This is a genomic window from Mycobacterium sp. AT1 (genome assembly GCF_002043095.1).
GTDB lineage: Bacteria > Actinomycetota > Actinomycetes > Mycobacteriales > Mycobacteriaceae > Mycobacterium.
Genome location: NZ_MVOC01000073.1, coordinates 52128 through 71847, shown reverse-complemented (window position 1 = coordinate 71847; position 19720 = coordinate 52128). Strand labels below are relative to the sequence as shown.

The following is a 19720-nucleotide window of genomic DNA, read 5'->3' as shown; positions in this document are numbered from 1 at the left end:
TGCGCCGAGCGTGAAGTCGTGTGCGACGTTTCCCTCGAAACTCGGACACGACTTCACATCCGGGTCCACACAGTGCTTGCCGTCCAGTTCGAACACTGCAGCCGGAGTAGGCGCCGGGATCGCCATCGCTGACCAGCCCCACATGCAGAACGCCATCAACCTTGTCAACCAGGCCATCAACGAAGTCAACCTGGGCATCCAGGTCGGCAACGGTCAGTAGTGGCCCGTTAGACCCAGTAGGGCACTCGGGAGCGGTACTGCCGCATGGCGAACGCCGTGACGGTCCAGCCCACGATGGTCAGAACGATGACCACCACCCAGTGCCTCGGCTCCTGGTCCGCGCCCAGCAGTGGCGCCCGCACGATGTCGACGTAGTGCAGCAGCGGGTTGAACTCGATGACCTTGGCCCATGTGCCGGCGCCCTGCTGCCGCAGCGTCTCGTCGTTCCAGATGATCGGCGTGACGTAGAACAGCAGCTGCACCAGGCTGAACAACAGTGGGCTGATGTCGCGGTAGCGGGTGGCCAGGATGCCGAAGCACAGCGCCACCCACACGCAGTTCAACGCGATCAGCGCAAGCGCAGGGATGAACGCCAGATCGGTCCACTTCCACGGCTGCGGGAAGATGATCGCGATGATGACGAAGATGATGATGTTGTGCGCGAACAGGATGATCTGGCGCCACACCAGCCGGTAGACGTGTACCGACAGCGGCGTCGGAAGTTGTTTGATGAGGCCCTCGTTCGCGACGAACACGTCGGCGCCCTCGAGGATCGAGGCGTTGATCAGGTTCCAGATGATCAGCCCGAGCGTGACGTAGGGCAGGTGCTCGGCCAGCGGCAGATGGAACAGCGTCGAGTACAGCCCGCCGAGGGCGACGGCCATGGTGCCGGTGGCGATGGTGATCCAGATCGGGCCCAGCACCGAGCGGCGGTAGCGCTGCTTGATGTCCTGCCAGCCGAGGTGCAACCACAGCTCCCGCTTGCCGAATCCCTCGGCCAGATCGCGCCAAGCTCGAGTGAAGGTCTTCGACTGCGCAGCCGCGTCGATGAAGGTCATTGCTTGCCGAACCTCTCTCGTCTGCCCAATCGCCGCAACCGAATCCACTCCCGCAGCCCGGCGGGATCGCGCCTGGTCACCAGGAAGAACCAGCCAAACCGCACCCACTCCTGGGGGATCAGCCGACGCATGCCGGGCTGGGACTGGACGTAACCGCGATTGCGATAGGTGAAGTAGCGCTTGGTGGCGTCGTCCGGATATTGGGTGTGCATCCGGCCGCCGAGGATTGGCTTGAACTCGTCGGAGCCCTGCGGGTGCAGGTACACCGCGTCGAGGCAGGTTCCGAACGGCAACCCGGAGCGCGCCAGTCGACGGTGAACCTCGACCTCGTCGCCGCGGATGAACAACCGAATGTCGGGCACGCCAACGGCTTCCAGTGTGGTCGCGCGAAAGAGTGCGCCGTTGAACAACGATGCGATGCCAGGCAGCAGATCCCCGGAACCGTCGATGCGCAGTTCGTGAACCCACCTGCGCCACACCAATCCGCGGCGCAACGGGAACGCCAACCGGGTCGGATCGGCGAGGTCGCACACCATCGGTGAGACTTCGGCCAGCGAATGTCTGGTCGCACACTCGAGCAGCGTGCCGAGGACGTCGGCGTCGGCGGGCCTTCCGTCGTCGTCGGCCAGCCACACCCAGTCCGCGCCAAGCGACAGCGCCGTGAGCACCCCGAGGGCGAAGCCGCCCGCCCCGCCGAGATTGCGACGAGAGCCGATGTAGGTGGTCGGAACGGGCTGGGCCGCAACCAGTTCCCGGACGCGGTCGTCGTCGTCGTTGTCGACGACGATCAGGTGGTCGGGGGCCCTGGTCTGCCCAGACACGACGTCCAGTGACAGGGTGAGTTCCGCCACGCGCCGGTGGGTGACCACGACGGCGATCACACGATCATTCACGCCGGACGTCCGAGCGCTTGTTCTCCTCGATGACTTCGCGGACGTGGTGGGCTGCGTCGTCGCCCTCGTAGGCGCGTACGACGTCCTCGATTCCGCCGGTCAACCTGATGGTGCCGTGGTCCACCCACATGGCGGTGTCACAAAGCTGGGCCAGGAACTCGTTGGAATGGCTTGCGAACACCAAGATTCCGGACCGGGCCACCAGATCCTGCAGCCGGGTGCGGGCCTTCTTCATGAACTCGGCGTCCACCGCGCCGATGCCCTCGTCGAGCAGCAGGATCTCCGGGTCGATACTGGTGACGACGCCCATGGCCAGGCGCACCCGCATTCCCGTCGAGTAGGTGCGCAGCGGCATCGACAGGTAGTCGCCGAGTTCGGTGAACTCGGCGATCTCGTCGACCTTGGCCGCCATTTGTTTGCGGGTTTGCCCCAGGAACATTCCACGGATGACGATGTTCTCGAATCCGGATATCTCGGGGTCCATGCCGACGCCCAGGTCGAACACAGGTGCCACCCGGCCCCGGACGGTCGCCGACCCGCGGGTCGGTTCGTAGATGCCGGACAGCAATCGCAGCAGCGTCGACTTGCCTGCGCCGTTGTGACCGACGAGGCCGACGCGGTCGCCCATCTTCAACGACAGGGTGATGTCGCGGAGGGCCTCGATGACGACGACGTTCGACTCGTTGCGGCCGATCGTGCCGCCCGCCTTGCCAAGGAACGCCTTCTTCAGTGATCGCGACTTGGCGTCGAAGATCGGAAACTCGACCCACGCGTTCTGGGTCTCGATGTGGGGATCGGACACCGCTAGAGGTACTGCCCGGTGCCAGAGCTGCCCGGGCCGCGCGGACCTGGCGCGCCCCCGGCGCCCGGCGGCAGTTGGCGCATCTGCTCGAGCTGAGCGCGCGCCGCCATCTGCTGGGCGAAGAGTGCCGTCTGAATGCCGTGGAACAGTCCCTCGAGCCAGCCGACGAGCTGGGCCTGGGCGATCCGCAGCTCGGCGTCCGAGGGCAGCGTGTCCTCGCCGAAGGGCAGGGCGAGCCGCTCGAGTTCCTCGCGCAGTTCTGGTGCGAGGCCCTCTTCGAGCTCCCGGACGCTGCGGGCGTGGATGTCGCGGAGCCGGCTCCGGCTGGCGTCGTCGAGCGGTGCTGCCCGGACTTCCTCGAGCAGCTGCTTGATCATGGTGCCGATGCGCATGACCTTGGCCGGTTGTTCGACCAGATCGCTCAGGGACTTGCCGTCGGCGTCGTCGCCCATCGCGGAGACGTCCCCGATGATCTCGATGTCGTTCTCGTCGGCGTTACTCGTCACGTCTGACACTCCCTTGGATCTAACTTCCCTGCCACTCATAGATGTGGTCCTCGCCGTTGTCGTAGATGAGCCTCCACGACTTCGACTTGCCTAGCGAGACTAGTCCGTCGGGCATGACGAACCCGCGGACCACCGGTGTGCTGGTGATGACGTACCTGATGTCGAGTGCGCGCACGGCCTCGGCGACCCGGGGATCGGTGTCCGCGTCGTCGGCGTAGGCCCAGAAGATGAAGCGGTTGTACCCGGGGCCCTGCTGCTGCGGGTAGTCGTAGTGCGTCCACAGCGGATGGAGCCCGGCGACGGCGTACATCCAGGCCGTGCCGTCGGTGTTGGCGTTTCCGATGAGGGTGTCGCGGGCTCCCGGCAGGGTCGAGAGGTAGGCGAAGGCCTCGATGTCCTTGTCGTCGATGATCACCTGGTCATACTTCTCCCCGATCAGGTGCCGATGTCGGGGGAAGTAGTGCCAGGCCATGCCGATGGAGACGGTCACCAGGACGGCCGCGGTGACGGCGTGGACGATGCGGGTGTTCAGCCGCGGGACGATTCGACGCAGCCCCGCCAGCGCGGCCGTGGTGATGCTGAACAGCGCGATGCCTGCCATGGGGGCCAGCAGCATCGTCACCACCGCCGACAGACGGCGCGGATCGCTGTAGAACAGGTCGGTGAACAGCGCCGTGACCTTGCCGAGCGCTCCGCCGAACGGGGCCGACGAGTGCACGATCGAGTACACCAGCACCAGCCAGATCGCAGCAGGCCACCAGATCCGCCGGATCAGCAGGATGACGAAGCCGATCGCGGCCAGCGCGATGAGCGCGTTCTGGATCGGATAGTCGTTGAGGTGCCTGGTGTGCTGGACGACGGCGTCGAACAACGCCTTCTTCTTGCCCTCGTGGGTGTCGAACTCGTGCCCGGCGATGATCTCGGCTTGCTGCAGAACGCCGACGAACTGGGGAAGTAGCAGCACCACCGCAGGCGCGGCGACCGCGACCAGCGTGCCGAAGTCGGCGAGCCGACCGCGGACCGGGCGCCAGAGCCCCTCGGCCAGCCACCATCCCGTGATGAAGAGGACCGTCACCACGCCACCGGTGATGTGCACCGAGAACACCCCGAGCAGCGCGAGCACTGCCAGCGGTATCCGGTCGCGGTGCCGCAACGCCGAGATGGTCAGCAGCGCGGTTGGCACGGCCAGCCCGTACGCCGCCAGGTTGGGCATGGACGCCGTGTCGAACTCGACGTAGGGGACCGCGGTGAACGAGGCGGCCAACGCCGCGGCGGCAGCCGCCGAGCCCGCTGCCTGCCATTGGCCGACCTCGCGGCCACGCAGCAGGTGCCACGCGAGCGCCGCCGCGCTGGCCGGGAACAACCAGACCGAGACGGCCAGCGAGTTCAAGGTGTACGCGGTGGTCGCGGCGACGCCGGTGAGCTGGCACTGGATTGCGGCCAGCGCGTGGAACGCCGACGGGTAGTAAAGCGCGTCGTGGGTTTCGACGTTGCGAAGCTCGCCCATGTGGGTGGGTGACGCCTGCCCGGTCTCGAGGATGAACCGGACCGTGTTGGCGTGCCAGACCGAATCCCAAGTGCTCGGTATCGATTGCCAGTTCGGCATGCCGCGGATAGCTGCGAGTGTGATCAACATCGCACCGAGGGCGACGCCCGCGGCGACGACCAACGCGGGTCCCGACGCCATCGGCTCCCCGTCCGGGGGGCGTTCGCGCCACCGCGCCCGTGCTGCCTGCAAACCCGCGACGACGGCCACGACGACGAGCAGGGCGAGAAGTGCGGTCCACAGATTCCACGGGACGCCGACCGCGCCCATGGGAAGAATTGCCAGCGCCACGGTGCCGTAGGTCAGCGCCGGGGCCACCGCGACAGCGGTTGGCCACGTTAGCTGTGCAGCCCTGGCGATGGTTGCTCCTGGGATGATGAGCAACGTCCACGCGACTAGCACTCCGGACGCCAAGCTCACTGCACTAGTATGACCACGCAGGTGAACTTGGTCCGTCACGGCGTACTCGACGGGCACCATCGGCAATCTGTTCGGTCGCGTTATTCACAGGGCTCGAAGGTGGCAGGCATGGCATACGACGTCGCCCGGGTGCGTGGTTTGCACCCGTCACTGGGCGACGGCTGGGTCCACTTCGACGCGCAGAACGGCATGTTGCTGCCCGACTCGGTGGCGACCACCGTCTCGACGGCCTTCCGCGGCTCGATGACCACGGGGCAGGGTCCCCACCCCGCTGCGCTGCGCAGCGCCGCGGTGCTGCAGGCGGCCCGGCAGGCGGTGGCGGACCTCGTCGGAGCCGACCCGCGCGGGGTCGTGCTCGGCGCCGACCGGGCCATTCTCCTCACGTCGCTCGCCGACGCCTCGGCGTCGCGGGTGGGGCTTGGCCACGAACTCGTCGTCACGCGGCTCGACGACGAGGCGAACATCGCCCCCTGGCTGCGTGCCGCGAATCGCTATGGCGCCAAGGTCAAGTGGGCCGAGGTCGACATCGAGACGGGTGAGCTGCCCGCCTATCAGTGGGAATCGCTGATCGACAAGCCGACCAAGTTGGTCGCCATCACGTCGGCCTCGTCGGCCATCGGAGCGGTTACCGATCTGCGTCCGGTCACCAAGCTGCTCCACGAGAGCGGCGGGACGATGGTCGTCGACCATTCGGCGGCGGCGCCGTACCGGTTGGTCGACGTCAACGAGATCGAGGCCGACATTCTCGCGCTGAACACCGTGGCGTGGGGTGGCCCGCCCATCGGTGCGCTGGTGTTCCGCGATCCGTCGACGATCGAGTCGTTCAGCTCGGTGTCGCTGGATCCGCTGGCGGCCGGTGTCGAGCGGCTCGAGATGGGAACACACCAGTTCGGCATGCTCGCCGGTGTGGTGGCCAGCGTCGAATACTTGGCGAACCTCGACGAGTCGGCGACCGGTACCCGGCGTGAAAGACTCACCGTCTCAATGCAATCGGCGTCCGCCTACATGGACCGGCTGTTCGAGTACCTGCTGACGTCTTTGCGGTCGCTGCCGCTGGTGATGGTGATCGGGCAGCCCGAGGAGCGCATTCCCGTGCTGAGCTTCGCCCTTCACGGGGTGCCTGCCGCGCGGGTCGTGCAGAGGCTTGCCGACAACGGGGTGCTGGCGTCGCTGAACACCACGTCCAGGGTGCTCGACCTGATCGGGGTCAACGACATCGGCGGCGCCGTCACGATCGGTCTGGCGCACTACACGACGATGGCCGAGGTCGACCAGTTGGTCCGCGCGCTCGCCTCGCTCGGCTAGCTCAATCCCGAACGCGCAGAAGCACTTTCCCGTGGGCGTCGCCTGACTCCAGTAGTCGATGAGCGTCGGACGCCTGCTCGACGGGCAGTTCGGCGCCGATGATGGGCCGCACCCGTCCGTCGGCGACCATCGGCCACACGTTCTCCACCACCGAGGCGACGATGGCGCTCTTGCCCGAGGGCCCGTCGACGGGACGCGAGCGCAGCGCCGTGGAGATGACGCCCGCACGCTTGGCCATGAGCTTGCCGAAGTTCAACTCGGCCTTCAGGCCCCCTTGGAAGCCGATGACGATGATCCGGCCGTCCGGTGCCACGGCGTCGATGTTGCGGTCCAGGTACGACGCGCCGAGGAGGTCGAGGATGACGTCGGCGCCGACTCCGTCGGTCTCGGCCTTGATCCGCTCGACGAAGTCCTCGTCGCGGTAGTTGACGGTGATGTCGGCACCGAGCGCGCGGCACACCTCGAGCTTCTTGGCCGAGCCCGCCGTGACGGCGACGCGGCATCCCAGCGCGCGGGCCACCTGGATGCCGTGGGTGCCGATACCGCTTGCGCCGCCGTGGAAGAGGACCGTCTGCCCGGCGGCCAGATGCGCCGTCATGCCGAGGTTCGACCACACCGTGCACGCGACCTCGGGCAGCGCGGCGGCCTCGTGCAGACCAACGCCGTCGGGAATGGGCATCACCTGACCGGCGGGCACCGCCACGCGCTCGGCGTAGCCGCCCCCGGCGAGCAGGGCGCACACGGGCTGACCGACCGTCCACGCGGTGACCCCGGCGCCCACCTCCGAGATATGGCCGGAGACTTCGAGGCCGATCGTCGTGCTGGCCCCTGGCGGGGGCGGATAGTGGCCGGCGGCCTGCAGCAGGTCGGCGCGGTTGACCCCCGCGGTGACGACGTCGACGACCACCTCGCCGTCGGCGGCGGTGACGTCCGGGACCTCTTGCCAGGCAAGGGTCGGGCCTGGTTCGACAACGATCGCACGCATGGGCCCAACGCTACTACCGCCCGCGAGGGTGGTTCGGGGCCCGCTCGCCTAGAGTTGTCGGCGGTGGCGTGGCAGAGCGGCCTAATGCACTCGCCTTGAAAGCGAGAGACGGCTAACACCGTCCGGGGGTTCAAATCCCTCCGCCACCGCTCTTTGAGCCCGGGCCCCGTCGAAATGATCGGTTGCTTGCCGTTTTCCGGCGTTTGTTCAGCGTGTGGAAGCCATTGCCCTTTTGGCGGCCTCGACCAAGTGACCCGCCGCGCGATTCATCTTCTTGCACTCCGCGGGGGAGATCGGCTCGTGCGTGTACGCAGCCTTGTTCTTGAGGCTTGGCAATGTGGCGAGGTGCCGCTCGGACCCGCTCTCCGCCTTCTTCAGTAGCGCGCGGGCCTCGCTGTGGCTACCGGTATTCGAATGCATGCCGAGTCGCACGCAGCAGATCACGTCCGCAGCGGCGATACCAGCGTCGACATACAGGTGAGCGGCCGCAGTGGGGTGGGTGTCCTCCGCGAACGCGGCTAGGTCGAGGAACTCCGTTGCCTTGTCCATCCGCCCCGATGTGACTGTGGAGTCGCAGTCGCGTTGTCCGGTCATCACGATATCCGTGGCGAGGCAGCCTTACCCGTTGGGCGCAACTGCTAGTTCAGCCAAGCCCGTGTGCCGGCGATGGTCAGGCCGTGCTTGGCCACGTCCAGAAGCAGGGGTTCACTCGCGGCGGCCGCGGCGCAGAGTTGCTCCTCGGTGTGGTGCGGAGGCTGGGTCGACTTACTTCGGTGGTCGCATGTTGCCGCCCGGTTCCGGTTCCAACTACTCCCCGGTGAACTCCGGCGGCCGCTTCGCGAACATCGCGGTGATGCCCTCGGTCAGGTCCTTGGACGCCAGGAACGCCGAATTCCACGCCGCCACGTAGCGCAGGCTCGCCGACACCTGCGCGGTGCGCTGCTCGTCGAGGACGTCCTTGATGCCGCGGACCACCAGCGGCGGGTTGGCGGCGATCTCCCGTGCCGTCTCGTGCGCGGCGGCCAGCGAGGCCTCGGCGTCGGGGAACACGTCGTTGACCAAGCCGATCTTCTCGGCGCGCGCGGCGTCGACGTCCTTGCCCGTCAACGCGAGCTCACGCAGATGGCCGTCGGACAGGATCAGCGGCAGCCGAGCGAGGCTGCCGACGTCGGCGACCATCGCGAGCTTGACCTCGCGCACGGAGAACTTGGCGTCGGCGCTGGCGTAGCGGATGTCGACGGCCGAGATCAGGTCGACGCCGCCACCGATGCACCACCCGTGGATCGACGCGATCACCGGTGTGCGGCAGTCCGCGACTGCGGTGATGGTGCCCTGCATGGCCTTGAGTTCGGTGTGGAACTCGGTGCGCGGCTTGGCCATCGCACCCTCGGCGAGGACCGGCGCCAGGGTGCCGCCCATGCTGGCCAGGTCCAGCCCGTAGCTGAAGTTCTTGCCCGATCCGGTGAGCACGATCGCGCGGACGTCCGGATCGGCGTCGAGCTTGGTGAACGCGACGGGGAGTTCGGCCCAGAACGCCGGCCCCATGGAGTTGCCCTTGCCGGGGCCCGTCAGCGTGACCGTGGCGACGTGATCGTCGACGTCGACGGTGAGGGATTCGTATGCATCGCCCATGGCACGAAGGCTACGTCCAGGCGGAGCAGGGCTCAGGGCGGGGTCTCGCCGAGCAGGATCTCGGCCACCGTGCTGTCGGGCAGGAACGTGCACACCGCGTCGGCCAGAGTCTTCGCGATCTCGGAGTCGCCGGGACTGAGGACCGCCGTCTCGTCCTTGAGGATTTCTTCGACCACGGCGGTCCGGTTCGCTTCGTCGAGGTCGACGTACTCCTGGCACGTCACTGCGAAAGGATCGCCCGGCGGCGGAGTGTTGGACTACGTCCGCGGTGTCGAGGTCCGAGGTGAGGACGGGGTGGGTCGCGCCGAGGTCGAGCTTCGCAGCGGGGGACCGGCCTCGGTGGTCATCGCCACGGTGCCCTCGGTGGTGCGATCACAGCCGGCAAGTGCGGCTGCGACGACGAACACCGCGGCGGCGCCCAGAACGCGCGTCCTCATCTGACTGACGATAGGGGCTAGACGCGTTCCAGGTAGAAGTACAGGTGTCGTGGTGAACCGGCGCTGTCGTCCAGCGCGCCCTTGCCGTTCATGATGCCAACGACGGCGTTGTCGTCGACCTTCTTGAAGTGGTCGTGCACCGGGGCGCCGTCGTAGACCATGGACGCCGTCACCTCGCCGCGGAACTCCTCGAGCCACAGGCTCGCCTCGCCCTTCATGGCCTCGGTGTTGGAGAATTTGTTTCCCTCGGCGTCCAGGCACACCAGCGGCTTGGCGTCGGAGGCGGAGACGAAGGTCTTGCCGAACCAGTTGAGCCGCTTCATGAAGCCGTTGGCGCGGTGGCCCGTGTCGAACTCACCGCCCTTCCACTCCCCGATCATGAAGTCGATGGTGGCGGGCTGCAGGGTGTCCCAGAATGCGTCCAATTCGGCGTCGGGAATCAACTCGGTGCGTTCCATCAACGCGGCGAACGTCTTTCGCGCGGTGCTCATCTTTGTCCCATCCAGCTGGTGGCGAACTCGAGGAAGGCGTCGTTCTCGTGCGGCGCGGCGACGGTGACGCGCACACCGTCTAGACCATAGGGCCGCACCAGTATCCGGTTGTCGGCGGCGCTGTTGACGAAGGCGTTGGTGTCCTCGGCCAGCGGCAGCCAGACGAAGTTCGCCTGCGACGGCGGCACGGTGAATCCGGCGTCGCGCAGCGTCGAGGTGACGCGGGCCCGCTCCTCGACGACGGCGTCGGTACGGGCCAGGAGTTCGTCGGCGGCGTCGATCGAGGCGATGGCGGCGGCCTGGGAGACGCTGGTCGCCGTGAAGGGTACGTAGACCTTGCTGAGCGCTGAGATGACGTCCGGGTCGCCGACGGCGTAGCCGATGCGCAGCCCGGCCAGCCCGTAGGCCTTCGAAAACGTCCGCAGCACAACGACGTTGCGGTGGTTGCGCACCAGGCCGAAGCTGTCGGGCAGCATGCCGTCGCGGATGTACTCGACGTACGCCTCGTCGAGGACGATGAGGATGTCGCTGGGCACCGCGGCGACGAAGCGTGCGAGTGCGTCGGGGTCGACGACGGTCGACGTCGGGTTGTTGGGGTTGCAGATGAAGATCAGCCGGGTGCGATCGGTGATCGCGGCCAGCATCGCGTCCAGGTCGAAGGTGTGGTCGGTCAGCGGCACCTGCACCGGGGTGGCGCCGGCCGTGCGAACCTGCAGCGGGTAGATCTCGAAGCTGCGCCAGCCGTAGAGCACCTCGTCGCCGACGGTGGAGGTGATCTGGATGAGCTGCTGGCACAGGCTCACCGAGCCGCAGCCCACCGAGATGTGTTCGGGGGCGAAGGCGCCGCCGTCCAGATGCTTGGCGAGGCGCTCCTTGAGTTCGACGTAGCCGTTGTCGGGGTAGCGGTTGATGCCGTCGGTCGCGGCCAGGATCGCGGCCCGCACGCTGGGCAGCGGACCGTCGACGGTCTCGTTGCTGGCGATCTTGATTGCGCCGGGCACCGTCTTGCCGGGTGTGTAGGCGGGAAGGTCGGCCAGTTCGGGGCGGAGACGGGCGGTCACGCGATCAGTCTAGGGGTGTCCGAGTGGGCGCTTTGCCTTCCACCGTCACCCCTGTGTACGCTTCCTCCTCGGCGGTTCTGGGGATTGCTTTTAGGTCCGGTACCCTCGGGATCGGTCAGGAGGCGTGCCAGAGCGGCCGAATGGGACTCACTGCTAATGAGTTGTCCGTCTTAAAGCGGACCGGAGGTTCAAATCCTCTCGCCTCCGCCGCGGCTGACTCGCGTCAGCCGTACAACTGAATAGCACGCGCCCGTAGCTCAACGGATAGAGCATCTGACTACGGATCAGAAGGTTAGGGGTTCGAATCCCTTCGGGCGCACCACGTCTCTGGCGGATCTACGTCAGGCGGCATGCCGTTACCGGTTCACTTTGAACGCCAATCCTCCGGCAGTGCCCGCATCAAGTGGGCTGTCCACGTGACCCCTCGTCGAACAATTGCTGCGCCGGTTGGATGGGAGCTGTATAACTTAGCTCGCAGCAATTGACGGAGGGGTCAAGAGATGGCGGGTGGCGCGGCAGCAAACCGGGGTGGGCAGCGCGCTCGGCGATCCGAGAACTTCGGTGTCCGGCGGTGGCTGCAGATCGGTGCGGCCTCGGCGGGCATGAGCGCCGCGCTGTTCGGGGCGTCACTGGCAGCCCCGCTGGTGGGTGTCGCCCTCGCCGACGACTCCGCCTCGTCCTCGACCGGTTCGGCCTCCGACGGAACGTCAGCCGGCGAGAGCGGATCGTCTGCTGCTGGGTCGGCTGGGTCCAGCCCCTCGACCGAACAGGCCACCGACGAAACGACGTCGCCCTCCACCACTACCTCTACCTCAACCGCGACGGCCTCGGCCTCGGCCTCGTCGTCCTCATCGTCATCGTCATCGTCGTCATCGTCATCGGCGACGACGACGAGCGAAGCTGCCGACGACAAGACGACGGTCTCGGCCCAGACCAACACCGGTTCGAGTGGGCACGTGTCGTCGACGTCCTCGACGTCCGCGGCGCACTCCAAGGTGTCGGCGGCCAGCAGCGCCCAGGTCGCATCCCTGACCACCGCACCCGCGACGACGGAACCCGTTGTCGCCGCAGCGGTTCCGACACCCGTCGTGACGGCCGCCGCGGCACCCGCGACTCCGTGGGCGCTGCGGGTGGTGTCTTCTGCCAACCCCTACGAGCAAGCGTTGTCCTACCACCTTGGCGGGGCCTTCATGGCGATGCACGCGCTAATCGCGCAGCTGCCGCTGGCCGATCCACTCAAGGGCATGCTCGCCGGTACGGCGTACACGGTGCGACGCACCTTGCTGAACCAGGCTCCGACGGTGGCCCCGCTGACGCTGACCGGGGCGTCCGATGCCCCGGTTGCCGGGCAGGTCAGTGCCGTCGACGCCGAGGGTGACCCCATCTCCTACCGGCTGGTAAAGGGCCCCACCGCGGGCAACCTGACCCTCAACGCCGACGGCTCCTTCACCTACAGCCCAGGTCAGGGATTCGACGGCGTCGACTCGTTCGTCGTGATGGCTCAAGATCTTGGCCTGCACGTCAACCTGCTCGACCCGTTCCGCGGTGCGGGCACCTCGGCCGGGGCACTGTTCAACGAGGGCGCGATCAAGTTCGCTTTCACCTACACCACCGGCGCGAATTATTGGTCGACCGATGCCAAGAGCGCGCTCGAATCGTCGGCGGTCCGGCTGGCGGCCTATTTCCTGGTCACCAAACCGGTCACCCTGGAATACGACGTCACGGGTGAGAACGACACGACGACCAGCACGCTCGCCTCGGCGGGCAGCGATCTGATCAGCAACGCACCTGGCTTTTGGCGGACGGTGGTGCAGAACGAGCTCCTCAGCGGCGTCGACTCGAACGGCGCGGCGGCCGACGGCGCGATCAACTGGAACTTCGGCGAATCCTGGGCGTACGGCGATGCGGTCGCCGCCAACCAGTTCGACTTCGTCTCGACGGCGATGCACGAGCTGATGCATTCCTTCGGTTTCCTGTCCTACGTGGGACCGCCGGGGTCGAACACCAACCTGGAGTGGACGCTCTTCGCCGGTTTCATCACGACCTCCACCGGCACGCGGGTGATCAATTCACGCGGCGTCTGGCACACCGCGTACGACCCGAACCTGACGGGTGCGGGCGGTGGCCTGTATTTCGACGGCGCCAACGCAGTGGCCGCCCATGGCGGGCCGGTGCCGCTCTTCACGCCGAACCCGTGGCAGGAAGGCAGCTCGGCGTCTCATCTTGACGACGCCACCTTCACCGGATCGAACCAGCAGTTGATGAACGCCATCACCGACGTTGGCCTGGGCGTCCGGGTCCTCAGCCCGATCGAGCAGGGCATCATGCGGGACCTCGGGTACACCGTCGTGGTGCCCAGCGTGCTCCTCTAGGCACTGCCGAGCGAATCGCGCTCGCGCACTGCCGTATTCGCCCTGCGGTGGATCCGACGAACGAGTCGGACGATCCCGACGTCGCTCAGCGCCGGTGCCGACGCAAGTGCGGGATCACCCGCACCCGCAGCAGCCAGAACGCGGCCAAGGCCACCGGGTTGGCCAGCCAGAAGCCGAACAGCACCCAGGCGTCCCGGAAGGCGATGGACGCGATCACCGCTATGACCCAGTAACCCACGGTGAAGGGGAGCCAGTGAAACTGGGGGTCGACGGTCGATTCGTCCTCGGTCGACAGGCTCATCCGTAACGCTCCACCCTTGTCAAAAGAATCGACCTTGCTGGCAAAACTTCAGGACGGCGACACTACGGCAAATTCCGAACATGGCCCAGCACGTATGGGTCACACGCCCGACCTGACGACCGGTTGCACGTCTCAGTACGGTCGGGGTGGCTTCGGGTGGTGGAGGGGTGTGCGAATGCGGTTGGTCTTCGTTGCGGTGGCGGCCCTCGTCCTCGTCTGGCCGAGCCCCCGGCTCGCACACGCTGACCCTGGCCCCCCTGCGTTCGACGTCGCCGACCCGGCGATCGGCCGACTCGACCCGGCCTTGCTGACCGCCATCCAGAACGCCGCGGTCGCCGCCGCGGCAGACGGCGTGAGCATGACCATCACCTCGGGCTGGCGCTCGCCGGAGTTTCAGCAGCAGCTCCTCGACGACGCCGTCCAGACCTACGGCAGCCTCGCTGCCGCCCGGCAATTCGTCCAGACCCCTGAGCTGTCCAAGCACGTCGTGGGACAGGCCGTCGACGTCGGAGGCGTTGGCGCCGATCAGTGGCTCGTCACCAATGGGTCCCGCTACGGGTTGTGTCGCATCTACGCCAACGAGATCTGGCACTTCGAGCTCGCCGCCGACGCGTTTGGCGCCTGTCCGCCGCTGCTGCCCGACGCCGCCAGCCCGGGCCCTGCGAAGATGACGCCATGACATCGTCTGTGATCGAGCGTTGGCACCAGTTCATCGGCGGCGGCCACGACCCGGCCGTGCTTGATGCCCTTCTCGACGACGACGCGGTGTTCTACTCACCGGCGGTATTCACCCCGCAGGAGGGCCGCCAAAAGACGGCGGCCTACCTGATGGCGGCGGCAAAGATGTTCGGCGACAAGGACTTCCACTACGTGGAGGAGTGGGTGGGCGACCGTTCGGCGGTACTCGAGTTCGCCGCCAACCTCGACGGGGTCTACGTCAACGGCGTCGACCTGATCACCTGGAACGACGACGGCCGCATCGTGTCGTTCAAGGTGATGATGCGGCCGTTCAAGGGTCTTCAGGCCATCATGCCCAAGATGGCCGAGTTGCTTCAGCAGAGCTGAGAGTCGTGTCGGTCGGCGCACAGCAGCGCCCGATTGCCGCTGCGGTCACGGCCTTGCTGAAGTAGTGGCCTTGGGCGAGTTCGCAGCCAAGGGTCTTCAGCATTTCCGCGGTGGCCCTGTCTTCGACGCCCTCCGCCACGCAGGTCAGCCCGAACTCGTTCGCCAGGTTGATTACTGAGAGAACGATGGAGGCGGCGCGCTCGTCGTGCACGATCGGGCCGATGAATTGCCGGTCGAGCTTCAGTTCGTCGACCGGAAACTCGTGGAGGTACGTCATTGCGGCGTAACCACTTCCGAAGTCGTCGATGGCCACTCGTACGCCGGAGGACCGTAGTTCCTCCAGAACGGACCTGGCCCGGGCGACGCTGGACACCAACACGTCTTCGGTGATCTCGACGGTGAGGATGGCCGGTGGTAGGCGGTGCTCGGCGAGCGCCGACAGCACCGTGCCTGGCAGTGCCTCGTCGTTCAACGACGGCGCCGAGAGGTTGATCGCTACCGGCATGTCGACCCCAGCCTTCCGCCAACCGGCGGCGTCTTCGAGCGCGCGCTGGATGACGAAGTCGGTGAGCGCCTCCATCAACCCGTTCTCGCGGGCAAGTGAGAGGAAGTCGGCCGGTTCGAGCAGCCCGAATTCTGGATGCGGCCAACGGATCAGAGCCTCGACCCCGACGGCCTTCCACGTTCGCAGGCTGACCTTCGGCTGGTAGACCAGCTCGAGCTGGTGTTCGTCGATGGCCCGTCGCAGGTCACCGAGGAATTCGATGCGCGCGACACCGCCGTGATCGCCCGTCCGGTCCTGCTGACTGGGCAGGTTCAGCTCGGTGGCGTTTCTCCGCATGTCGGGGGTGAAGCTGCGCGATCCGGCATGCGCCCGCTTGGCCGAGTACATCGCCAGATCTGCGCGTGTGAACAGTTCCTCGGCCGAGACCTCCGCGTCGCCCACGGCGGTCGCCAGCCCGATGCTCAGCCGCACGTCGACGGAGCGGCCGTCGACCGTGAACGGTTCCTCGAAGGCCTTGACCACGCGGTCGGCGATCTGCTCGGCTATCTCGGGAGCGTCCTCGACGAGGATGGCGAACTCGTCCCCGCCGAGCCGGGCGACGGTGTCACCGGGTCGGATGGCGGACTGAATGCGGTCACCCACGCTGCGGAGCAGTTCGTCGCCGATTGGATGGCCGAGGCTGTCGTTGACGAGCTTGAAGTCGTCAAGGTCGGCGACGAGCACGCCGACCGGTGCGCCCGTGCGGGCCCGCAGTTCGATGGCGTGGGCCAGTCTGTCGTTGAACAGGGCCCGGTTGGCGAGATCGGTCAGCGGGTCGCGCAGCGCCATGTCGACGACCGCGGCGAGCAGTCGACGGTTCTCGTCGAGCAGCACGAACTGTCGGGTAAACGCGACGGCGATCAGGACGAGCCCGGCGACCAGAATCGGGACGCTCTCGCCGGCGAACAGCTCGCGCGCGCCGAGGACCAGTGCGAAGGGCACCGGGACGTAGGGTACCCAGAAGACTGCGGGGGGCGTTGCACGGAGCGACATGGCGGGGACGCGCCGGACGGTGAGGCCGGCCAGTCCGATGGCGTAAAGACCTGTCATCCAACCGATTACGATGGTGCTGCTCGGGATCGCGCCTTGAACGGCGGCGAAGACGTAGGCGCTGTCGGAGATTGCCAGAAGCGTCGCTCCGGCGGCCAGCAGGGCTGGGGACTGCCGAAGGCCCGGCGGGGTTTGCGCGACGATGACCAGTGCGAAGGTCATCATGGCGACGTCGCCGACCGGATAGGCGACCGACACGGCGAACGCCACGCTCGAGACGTTCCCGAGTTCGAAGAGTTCACGCAGGAACAAGGTCCAAGCGATGGCGAACAGCGCGGTGGCGACGAGCGCGCCATCGAGGACGATGCGAATGGTTGAGCGCAGGCCGCCGAACGGGACGAAGAGAGCCGCCACGCATGCGCTGGCGGGGAGCAGCAGGTAGCCCAGGTCGACAACGCCAGGCGACGGCGGCGCATCGGCCGCGAAGTGGTAAAAGAAGGACCACAACACGTTGCTGGTCACCCAGCCAAACAGCCCCACCGACAGGCATGTCCACCCCATCCGTTGGCGTCCTCGGGTGACGTGGGCGGCCGCGACGGCGCAACACGCGGCGAATGCGCTGGCGACGATGGAGCCCAGCTCGCCGACCATCGTCACGACGGCGGGCCCACCCCAACCAAAGGCGAGCCAGCTGGCAAAGACGGCGAGGATCACTGCCGCCGCCGCTATCGCGGCGTTACGAGGCCGTGCCGTCATTGACCGCCCTCAGGTCGCCGATGTGTGGTGGTAATGGTCCTGTGGACCACCTCGCGGCCTAGCCTACGTCGTCCGGCAAACGAAGGCCCAGCAACGCAGTGAGTGCGTCTGCCGTACTGCGGTTACGGTGGGCAGCGTGGAGCTGCTGCTGATCGCCGACACCCACCTGCCGAAGCGTGCCAAGGACCTGCCGAAGTCGGTATGGGACCTCGTGAGCACCGTGGACGTGGTGTTTCACGCCGGTGACTGGGTGGTGCCCGCCCTTCTCGACGAGCTGGAGGCCAGGGCTACGCGGTTGGTGGGTTGCTGGGGCAACAACGACGGTGGCGAATTGCGGCAACGGTTGCCCGAGAGGGCCGACGTGGAACTCGAGGGCGTGCGCTTCGCCGTGGTGCACGAGACGGGCGCGTCGACTGGCCGGGAGCAGCGCATGTCGAAGCTCTATCCCGACGTCGACGTGCTGGTGTTCGGGCACAGCCACATCCCGTGGGACACCACCACCGAATCCGGCCTTCGGCTGCTGAATCCCGGCTCCCCGACGGACCGGCGTCGGCAGCCCTTCTGTACGTACATGACCGCAACCGTTCGCGATTCCGTGCTGTCGGACGTCACTCTGCACCGCGTGTGAAATTCTGCCCCGGCCGACATTCGGTGGTGGCAGGGTCACGGGCATGGATCAGAAGCCGCCCACCGCGGTCATCGAATCAGCCCATGCCGAGCACCTGAGCGGTTTCCCGTTCGCGGACACCCGCGACTTCGTCGACGCCGACCGCGGCTTCATCGCCGCGCTAGAACCGTGCGTCGTCAAGGCCGCCGACGGACGCGTGGTCTGGGACAACGACGTGTACTCCTTCCTCACCGGTGATGCGCCGACCTCCGTGCATCCCAGCCTGTGGCGCCAATCGATGCTGGCCGCCAAGCAGGGGCTCTACGAGGTGGTCGAGGGTGTCTACCAGGTTCGCGGGCTGGACCTGTCCAACGTCAGCTTCATCGAGGGGGACGCCGGCGTCATCGTGATCGACCCGCTGGTGTCCACCGAGACCGCCGCCGCCGCACTGGGGCTCTACCGCGCTCACCGGGGTGATCGTCCGGTCACCGCGGTCATCTACACCCACAGCCACGTCGACCACTTCGGTGGCGTCCTCGGGGTCACGACGCAAGCCGACGTCGACGCGGGTCGGGTCGAGGTCATCGCCCCAGCCGGGTTCATCGAGCACGCGGTGCAGGAGAACGTGTACGCAGGCACGGCGATGACGCGCCGCGCGGCATACATGTACGGCACCGTGCTGGCCAGGGGGCCGCAGGGGCAGGTCGGATGCGGGCTCGGGCAGACGCCGTCCACCGGTGAGGTGGCCGTGATCGTCCCGACGGTCGACGTGGCCGCCACGGGTGAGACGCGCACCGTCGACGGCGTCGAGATCGAATTCCAGATGGCGCCTGGCACCGAGGCGCCGGCCGAGATGCACTTCTACTTTCCGCGGTACCGGGCGTTGTGCATGGCCGAGAACGCAACTCACAACCTGCACAATCTGTTGACGTTGCGCGGGGCGCTGGTGCGCGACCCCCACGCGTGGTCGGGTTACCTGACCGAGGCGATCGACGCGTTCGCCGACCGAACCGACGTCGTGTTCGCCTCCCATCACTGGCCGACGTGGGGGGAGGGGCGGATCGTCGAATTCCTTTCGCTGCAACGGGATTTGTACGCCTACCTCCACGACCAGACGTTGCGGCTGATCAACCAGGGGTACACGGGAGTCGAGATCGCCGAGACCTTCCAGATGCCACCTGCTTTGCACGAAGCGTGGCACGCCCACGGCTACTACGGGTCGGTGAGCCACAACGTGAAGGCGGTCTACCAGCGTTACATGGGCTGGTTCGACGGCAACCCGGCGCGCCTGTGGCAGCACCCGCCCGAGTCGATCGCGCCGCGGTACGTGGCGGCGATGGGTGGCGTCGACCGGGTGGTGGAGATCGCCCAGACTGCGTTCGACGATGGTGACTTTCGTTGGGCGGCAACGCTACTCGACCATGCTATCTTCACCGACGAGAACCATGAGGCGGCAAGGGCGCTGTACGCCGACACGTTGGAGCAACTGGCTTACGGCGCCGAGAACGCGACGTGGCGCAACTTCTTCCTGTCCGGTGCCACCGAACTGCGGGACGGCAACTTCGGCACCCCGACGCAGACGACGTCGATGTCGCTGTTGTCGCAGCTGACGCCGGAGCAGATGTTCGACAGTTTCGCGATCAGCGTCAACGGGCCGAAGGCCTGGGGTCTGGACCTCGCGCTCGACGTGAACTTCGAGGACGTGGCGGCCAACTACCGCTTGACGCTGCGCAACGGGGTGCTGGTGTACCGCAAGGCATCCGCCGATCCGCAGACCGCAACGGCGACGGTCACGGTGGCGAACAAGCTGCGGCTGTTGACCTTCGCCACCGGTGACACCGCCTCGCCGGGGGTGCGGATGACGGGCGACGCGGGCGCGTTGGCGACGCTCCTCGGCGTGCTTGACCGGCCGGACCCCAACTTCGCGATCGTCACCCCCTGAGCCCACC

The 19720-nt window shown here is 67.0% G+C and carries 22 protein-coding genes and 3 tRNA genes; 10 read left to right on the top strand and 15 right to left on the bottom strand.

Translation table 11 applies throughout. The annotated features are described in order from the left end of the window. Positions 1-76: 76 nt before the first annotated feature. Positions 77-220 (top strand): hypothetical protein, encoded by a 144-nt coding sequence (locus B1790_RS34830; protein ID WP_158083894.1) that lies wholly within the window; start codon positions 77-79, stop codon positions 218-220. Positions 221-227: 7 nt separating this feature from the next. On the opposite strand, the gene B1790_RS29815 is transcribed toward B1790_RS34830, so the two are convergent. From B1790_RS29815 to B1790_RS29795, 5 genes are read right to left on the bottom strand one after another with little or no spacing between them, the layout of a single operon-like run. Next, positions 228-1058 (bottom strand): ABC transporter permease, encoded by an 831-nt coding sequence (locus tag B1790_RS29815; RefSeq protein ID WP_079926884.1) that lies wholly within the window; start codon positions 1056-1058, stop codon positions 228-230. Then, positions 1055-1951: a glycosyltransferase gene (locus B1790_RS29810; protein ID WP_079926883.1), complete on the bottom strand. Its 897-nt coding sequence runs from the start codon at positions 1949-1951 to the stop codon at positions 1055-1057. The genes B1790_RS29815 and B1790_RS29810 overlap by 4 nt, the downstream gene beginning before the upstream one ends. Beyond that, entirely contained in the window at positions 1944-2753 is an 810-nt protein-coding gene (locus B1790_RS29805; protein WP_079926882.1) for an ABC transporter ATP-binding protein, read from the bottom strand. Before B1790_RS29805 ends, B1790_RS29810 begins: the two co-directional genes overlap by 8 nt. Positions 2754-2755: 2 nt before the next feature. Continuing rightward, positions 2756-3298, bottom strand: a complete 543-nt coding sequence (locus B1790_RS29800) for a bacterial proteasome activator family protein (protein ID WP_142271572.1) — start codon at positions 3296-3298, stop codon at positions 2756-2758. Then, entirely contained in the window at positions 3279-5225 is a 1947-nt protein-coding gene (locus tag B1790_RS29795) for a DUF6541 family protein (protein WP_079926911.1), read from the bottom strand. The genes B1790_RS29800 and B1790_RS29795 overlap by 20 nt, the downstream gene beginning before the upstream one ends. A gap of 108 nt (positions 5226-5333) precedes the next feature. On the opposite strand from B1790_RS29795, the gene B1790_RS29790 reads away from it, so the two are divergent. Beyond that, positions 5334-6530 carry a cysteine desulfurase-like protein gene (locus B1790_RS29790; RefSeq protein WP_079926881.1) on the top strand — a complete coding sequence of 399 codons (1197 nt, stop codon included), beginning with the start codon at positions 5334-5336 and terminating at the stop codon, positions 6528-6530. Position 6531: 1 nt separating this feature from the next. Here the strand turns inward: B1790_RS29790 and B1790_RS29785 are convergent, their stop codons facing one another. Beyond that, positions 6532-7515 carry an NAD(P)H-quinone oxidoreductase gene (locus B1790_RS29785; RefSeq protein ID WP_079926880.1) on the bottom strand — a complete coding sequence of 328 codons (984 nt, stop codon included), beginning with the start codon at positions 7513-7515 and terminating at the stop codon, positions 6532-6534. A 62-nt stretch (positions 7516-7577) separates the two neighbouring features. On the opposite strand from B1790_RS29785, the gene B1790_RS29780 reads away from it, so the two are divergent. Beyond that, a tRNA-Ser gene (locus tag B1790_RS29780) sits at positions 7578-7664 on the top strand. Between the two features lie 58 nt (positions 7665-7722). Here B1790_RS29780 and B1790_RS29775 read toward each other — a convergent pair. From B1790_RS29775 to B1790_RS29750, 6 genes are all read right to left on the bottom strand, one after another. Continuing rightward, complete coding sequence (locus tag B1790_RS29775; protein WP_079926879.1) at positions 7723-8109, bottom strand: hypothetical protein; 387 nt, start codon at positions 8107-8109, stop codon at positions 7723-7725. 213 nt (positions 8110-8322) lie between these two features. Then, entirely contained in the window at positions 8323-9147 is an 825-nt protein-coding gene (locus tag B1790_RS29770; protein ID WP_056552214.1) for a crotonase/enoyl-CoA hydratase family protein, read from the bottom strand. Positions 9148-9179: 32 nt separating this feature from the next. Next, positions 9180-9371, bottom strand: coding sequence for a hypothetical protein (locus B1790_RS29765; protein WP_079926878.1), 192 nt, complete (start codon positions 9369-9371; stop codon positions 9180-9182). 33 nt (positions 9372-9404) lie between these two features. Beyond that, positions 9405-9584, bottom strand: a complete 180-nt coding sequence (locus B1790_RS34465; protein ID WP_142271571.1) for a hypothetical protein — start codon at positions 9582-9584, stop codon at positions 9405-9407. A 17-nt stretch (positions 9585-9601) separates the two neighbouring features. Continuing rightward, on the bottom strand, positions 9602-10075 hold the full coding sequence (locus B1790_RS29755) for a DUF4334 domain-containing protein (RefSeq protein ID WP_079926876.1): 474 nt from the start codon (positions 10073-10075) through the stop codon (positions 9602-9604). Continuing rightward, positions 10072-11136, bottom strand: coding sequence for a pyridoxal phosphate-dependent aminotransferase (locus B1790_RS29750; protein ID WP_079926875.1), 1065 nt, complete (start codon positions 11134-11136; stop codon positions 10072-10074). Before B1790_RS29750 ends, B1790_RS29755 begins: the two co-directional genes overlap by 4 nt. Positions 11137-11254: 118 nt before the next feature. Here B1790_RS29750 and B1790_RS29745 point away from each other — a divergent pair. Together B1790_RS29745 and B1790_RS29740 are read left to right on the top strand one after the other, a co-directional pair. Then, a tRNA-Ser gene (locus tag B1790_RS29745) sits at positions 11255-11343 on the top strand. Between the two features lie 39 nt (positions 11344-11382). Then, a tRNA-Arg gene (locus B1790_RS29740) sits at positions 11383-11458 on the top strand. A 171-nt stretch (positions 11459-11629) separates the two neighbouring features. Here B1790_RS29740 and B1790_RS29735 read toward each other — a convergent pair. Next, the gene (locus B1790_RS29735) at positions 11630-12283 is read right to left on the bottom strand and encodes a hypothetical protein (RefSeq protein ID WP_142271570.1); all 654 of its coding nucleotides are present in this window, start codon (positions 12281-12283) and stop codon (positions 11630-11632) included. Here B1790_RS29735 and B1790_RS29730 point away from each other — a divergent pair. Then, the gene (locus B1790_RS29730) at positions 12267-13508 is read left to right on the top strand and encodes an Ig-like domain-containing protein (RefSeq protein ID WP_142271569.1); all 1242 of its coding nucleotides are present in this window, start codon (positions 12267-12269) and stop codon (positions 13506-13508) included. The two genes, B1790_RS29735 and B1790_RS29730, sit on opposite strands and share 17 nt — an antisense overlap. An 85-nt stretch (positions 13509-13593) precedes the next feature. On the opposite strand, the gene B1790_RS29725 is transcribed toward B1790_RS29730, so the two are convergent. After that, entirely contained in the window at positions 13594-13809 is a 216-nt protein-coding gene (locus B1790_RS29725; protein WP_079926872.1) for a hypothetical protein, read from the bottom strand. A 175-nt stretch (positions 13810-13984) separates the two neighbouring features. On the opposite strand from B1790_RS29725, the gene B1790_RS29720 reads away from it, so the two are divergent. Continuing rightward, positions 13985-14488 (top strand): M15 family metallopeptidase, encoded by a 504-nt coding sequence (locus B1790_RS29720; RefSeq protein WP_079926871.1) that lies wholly within the window; start codon positions 13985-13987, stop codon positions 14486-14488. Then, positions 14485-14874, top strand: coding sequence for a nuclear transport factor 2 family protein (locus B1790_RS29715; RefSeq protein WP_079926870.1), 390 nt, complete (start codon positions 14485-14487; stop codon positions 14872-14874). Before B1790_RS29720 ends, B1790_RS29715 begins: the two co-directional genes overlap by 4 nt. Here the strand turns inward: B1790_RS29715 and B1790_RS29710 are convergent. After that, a complete protein-coding gene (locus B1790_RS29710; RefSeq protein WP_079926869.1) occupies positions 14837-17164 on the bottom strand; it encodes a bifunctional diguanylate cyclase/phosphodiesterase in 2328 nt (775 codons plus the stop codon). The genes B1790_RS29715 and B1790_RS29710 overlap by 38 nt on opposite strands. 136 nt (positions 17165-17300) lie before the next feature. On the opposite strand from B1790_RS29710, the gene B1790_RS29705 reads away from it, so the two are divergent. Then, entirely contained in the window at positions 17301-17792 is a 492-nt protein-coding gene (locus tag B1790_RS29705) for a metallophosphoesterase (RefSeq protein ID WP_079926909.1), read from the top strand. A gap of 43 nt (positions 17793-17835) precedes the next feature. Next, entirely contained in the window at positions 17836-19713 is a 1878-nt protein-coding gene (locus B1790_RS29700; RefSeq protein ID WP_079926868.1) for an alkyl/aryl-sulfatase, read from the top strand. Positions 19714-19720 lie beyond the last annotated feature (7 nt).

Excerpts from the sequence above, each read along its gene's own strand:
- B1790_RS29715 (WP_079926870.1), top strand. The coding sequence starts at position 14,485 with ATGACATCGTCTGTGATCGAGCGTTGGCACCAGTTCATCGGCGGCGGC.
- B1790_RS29755 (WP_079926876.1), bottom strand. The coding sequence starts at position 10,075 with ATGAGCACCGCGCGAAAGACGTTCGCCGCGTTGATGGAACGCACCGAG.
- B1790_RS29790 (WP_079926881.1), top strand. The coding sequence starts at position 5,334 with ATGGCATACGACGTCGCCCGGGTGCGTGGTTTGCACCCGTCACTGGGC.
- B1790_RS29720 (WP_079926871.1), top strand. The coding sequence starts at position 13,985 with ATGCGGTTGGTCTTCGTTGCGGTGGCGGCCCTCGTCCTCGTCTGGCCG.
- B1790_RS29775 (WP_079926879.1), bottom strand. The coding sequence starts at position 8,109 with ATGACCGGACAACGCGACTGCGACTCCACAGTCACATCGGGGCGGATG.
- B1790_RS29815 (WP_079926884.1), bottom strand. The coding sequence starts at position 1,058 with ATGACCTTCATCGACGCGGCTGCGCAGTCGAAGACCTTCACTCGAGCT.
- B1790_RS34465 (WP_142271571.1), bottom strand. The coding sequence starts at position 9,584 with ATGAGGACGCGCGTTCTGGGCGCCGCCGCGGTGTTCGTCGTCGCAGCC.
- B1790_RS29770 (WP_056552214.1), bottom strand. The coding sequence starts at position 9,147 with ATGGGCGATGCATACGAATCCCTCACCGTCGACGTCGACGATCACGTC.
- B1790_RS29725 (WP_079926872.1), bottom strand. The coding sequence starts at position 13,809 with ATGAGCCTGTCGACCGAGGACGAATCGACCGTCGACCCCCAGTTTCAC.
- B1790_RS29700 (WP_079926868.1), top strand. The coding sequence starts at position 17,836 with ATGGATCAGAAGCCGCCCACCGCGGTCATCGAATCAGCCCATGCCGAG.
- B1790_RS29710 (WP_079926869.1), bottom strand. The coding sequence starts at position 17,164 with ATGACGGCACGGCCTCGTAACGCCGCGATAGCGGCGGCGGCAGTGATC.
- B1790_RS29785 (WP_079926880.1), bottom strand. The coding sequence starts at position 7,515 with ATGCGTGCGATCGTTGTCGAACCAGGCCCGACCCTTGCCTGGCAAGAG.
- B1790_RS29800 (WP_142271572.1), bottom strand. The coding sequence starts at position 3,298 with ATGAGTGGCAGGGAAGTTAGATCCAAGGGAGTGTCAGACGTGACGAGT.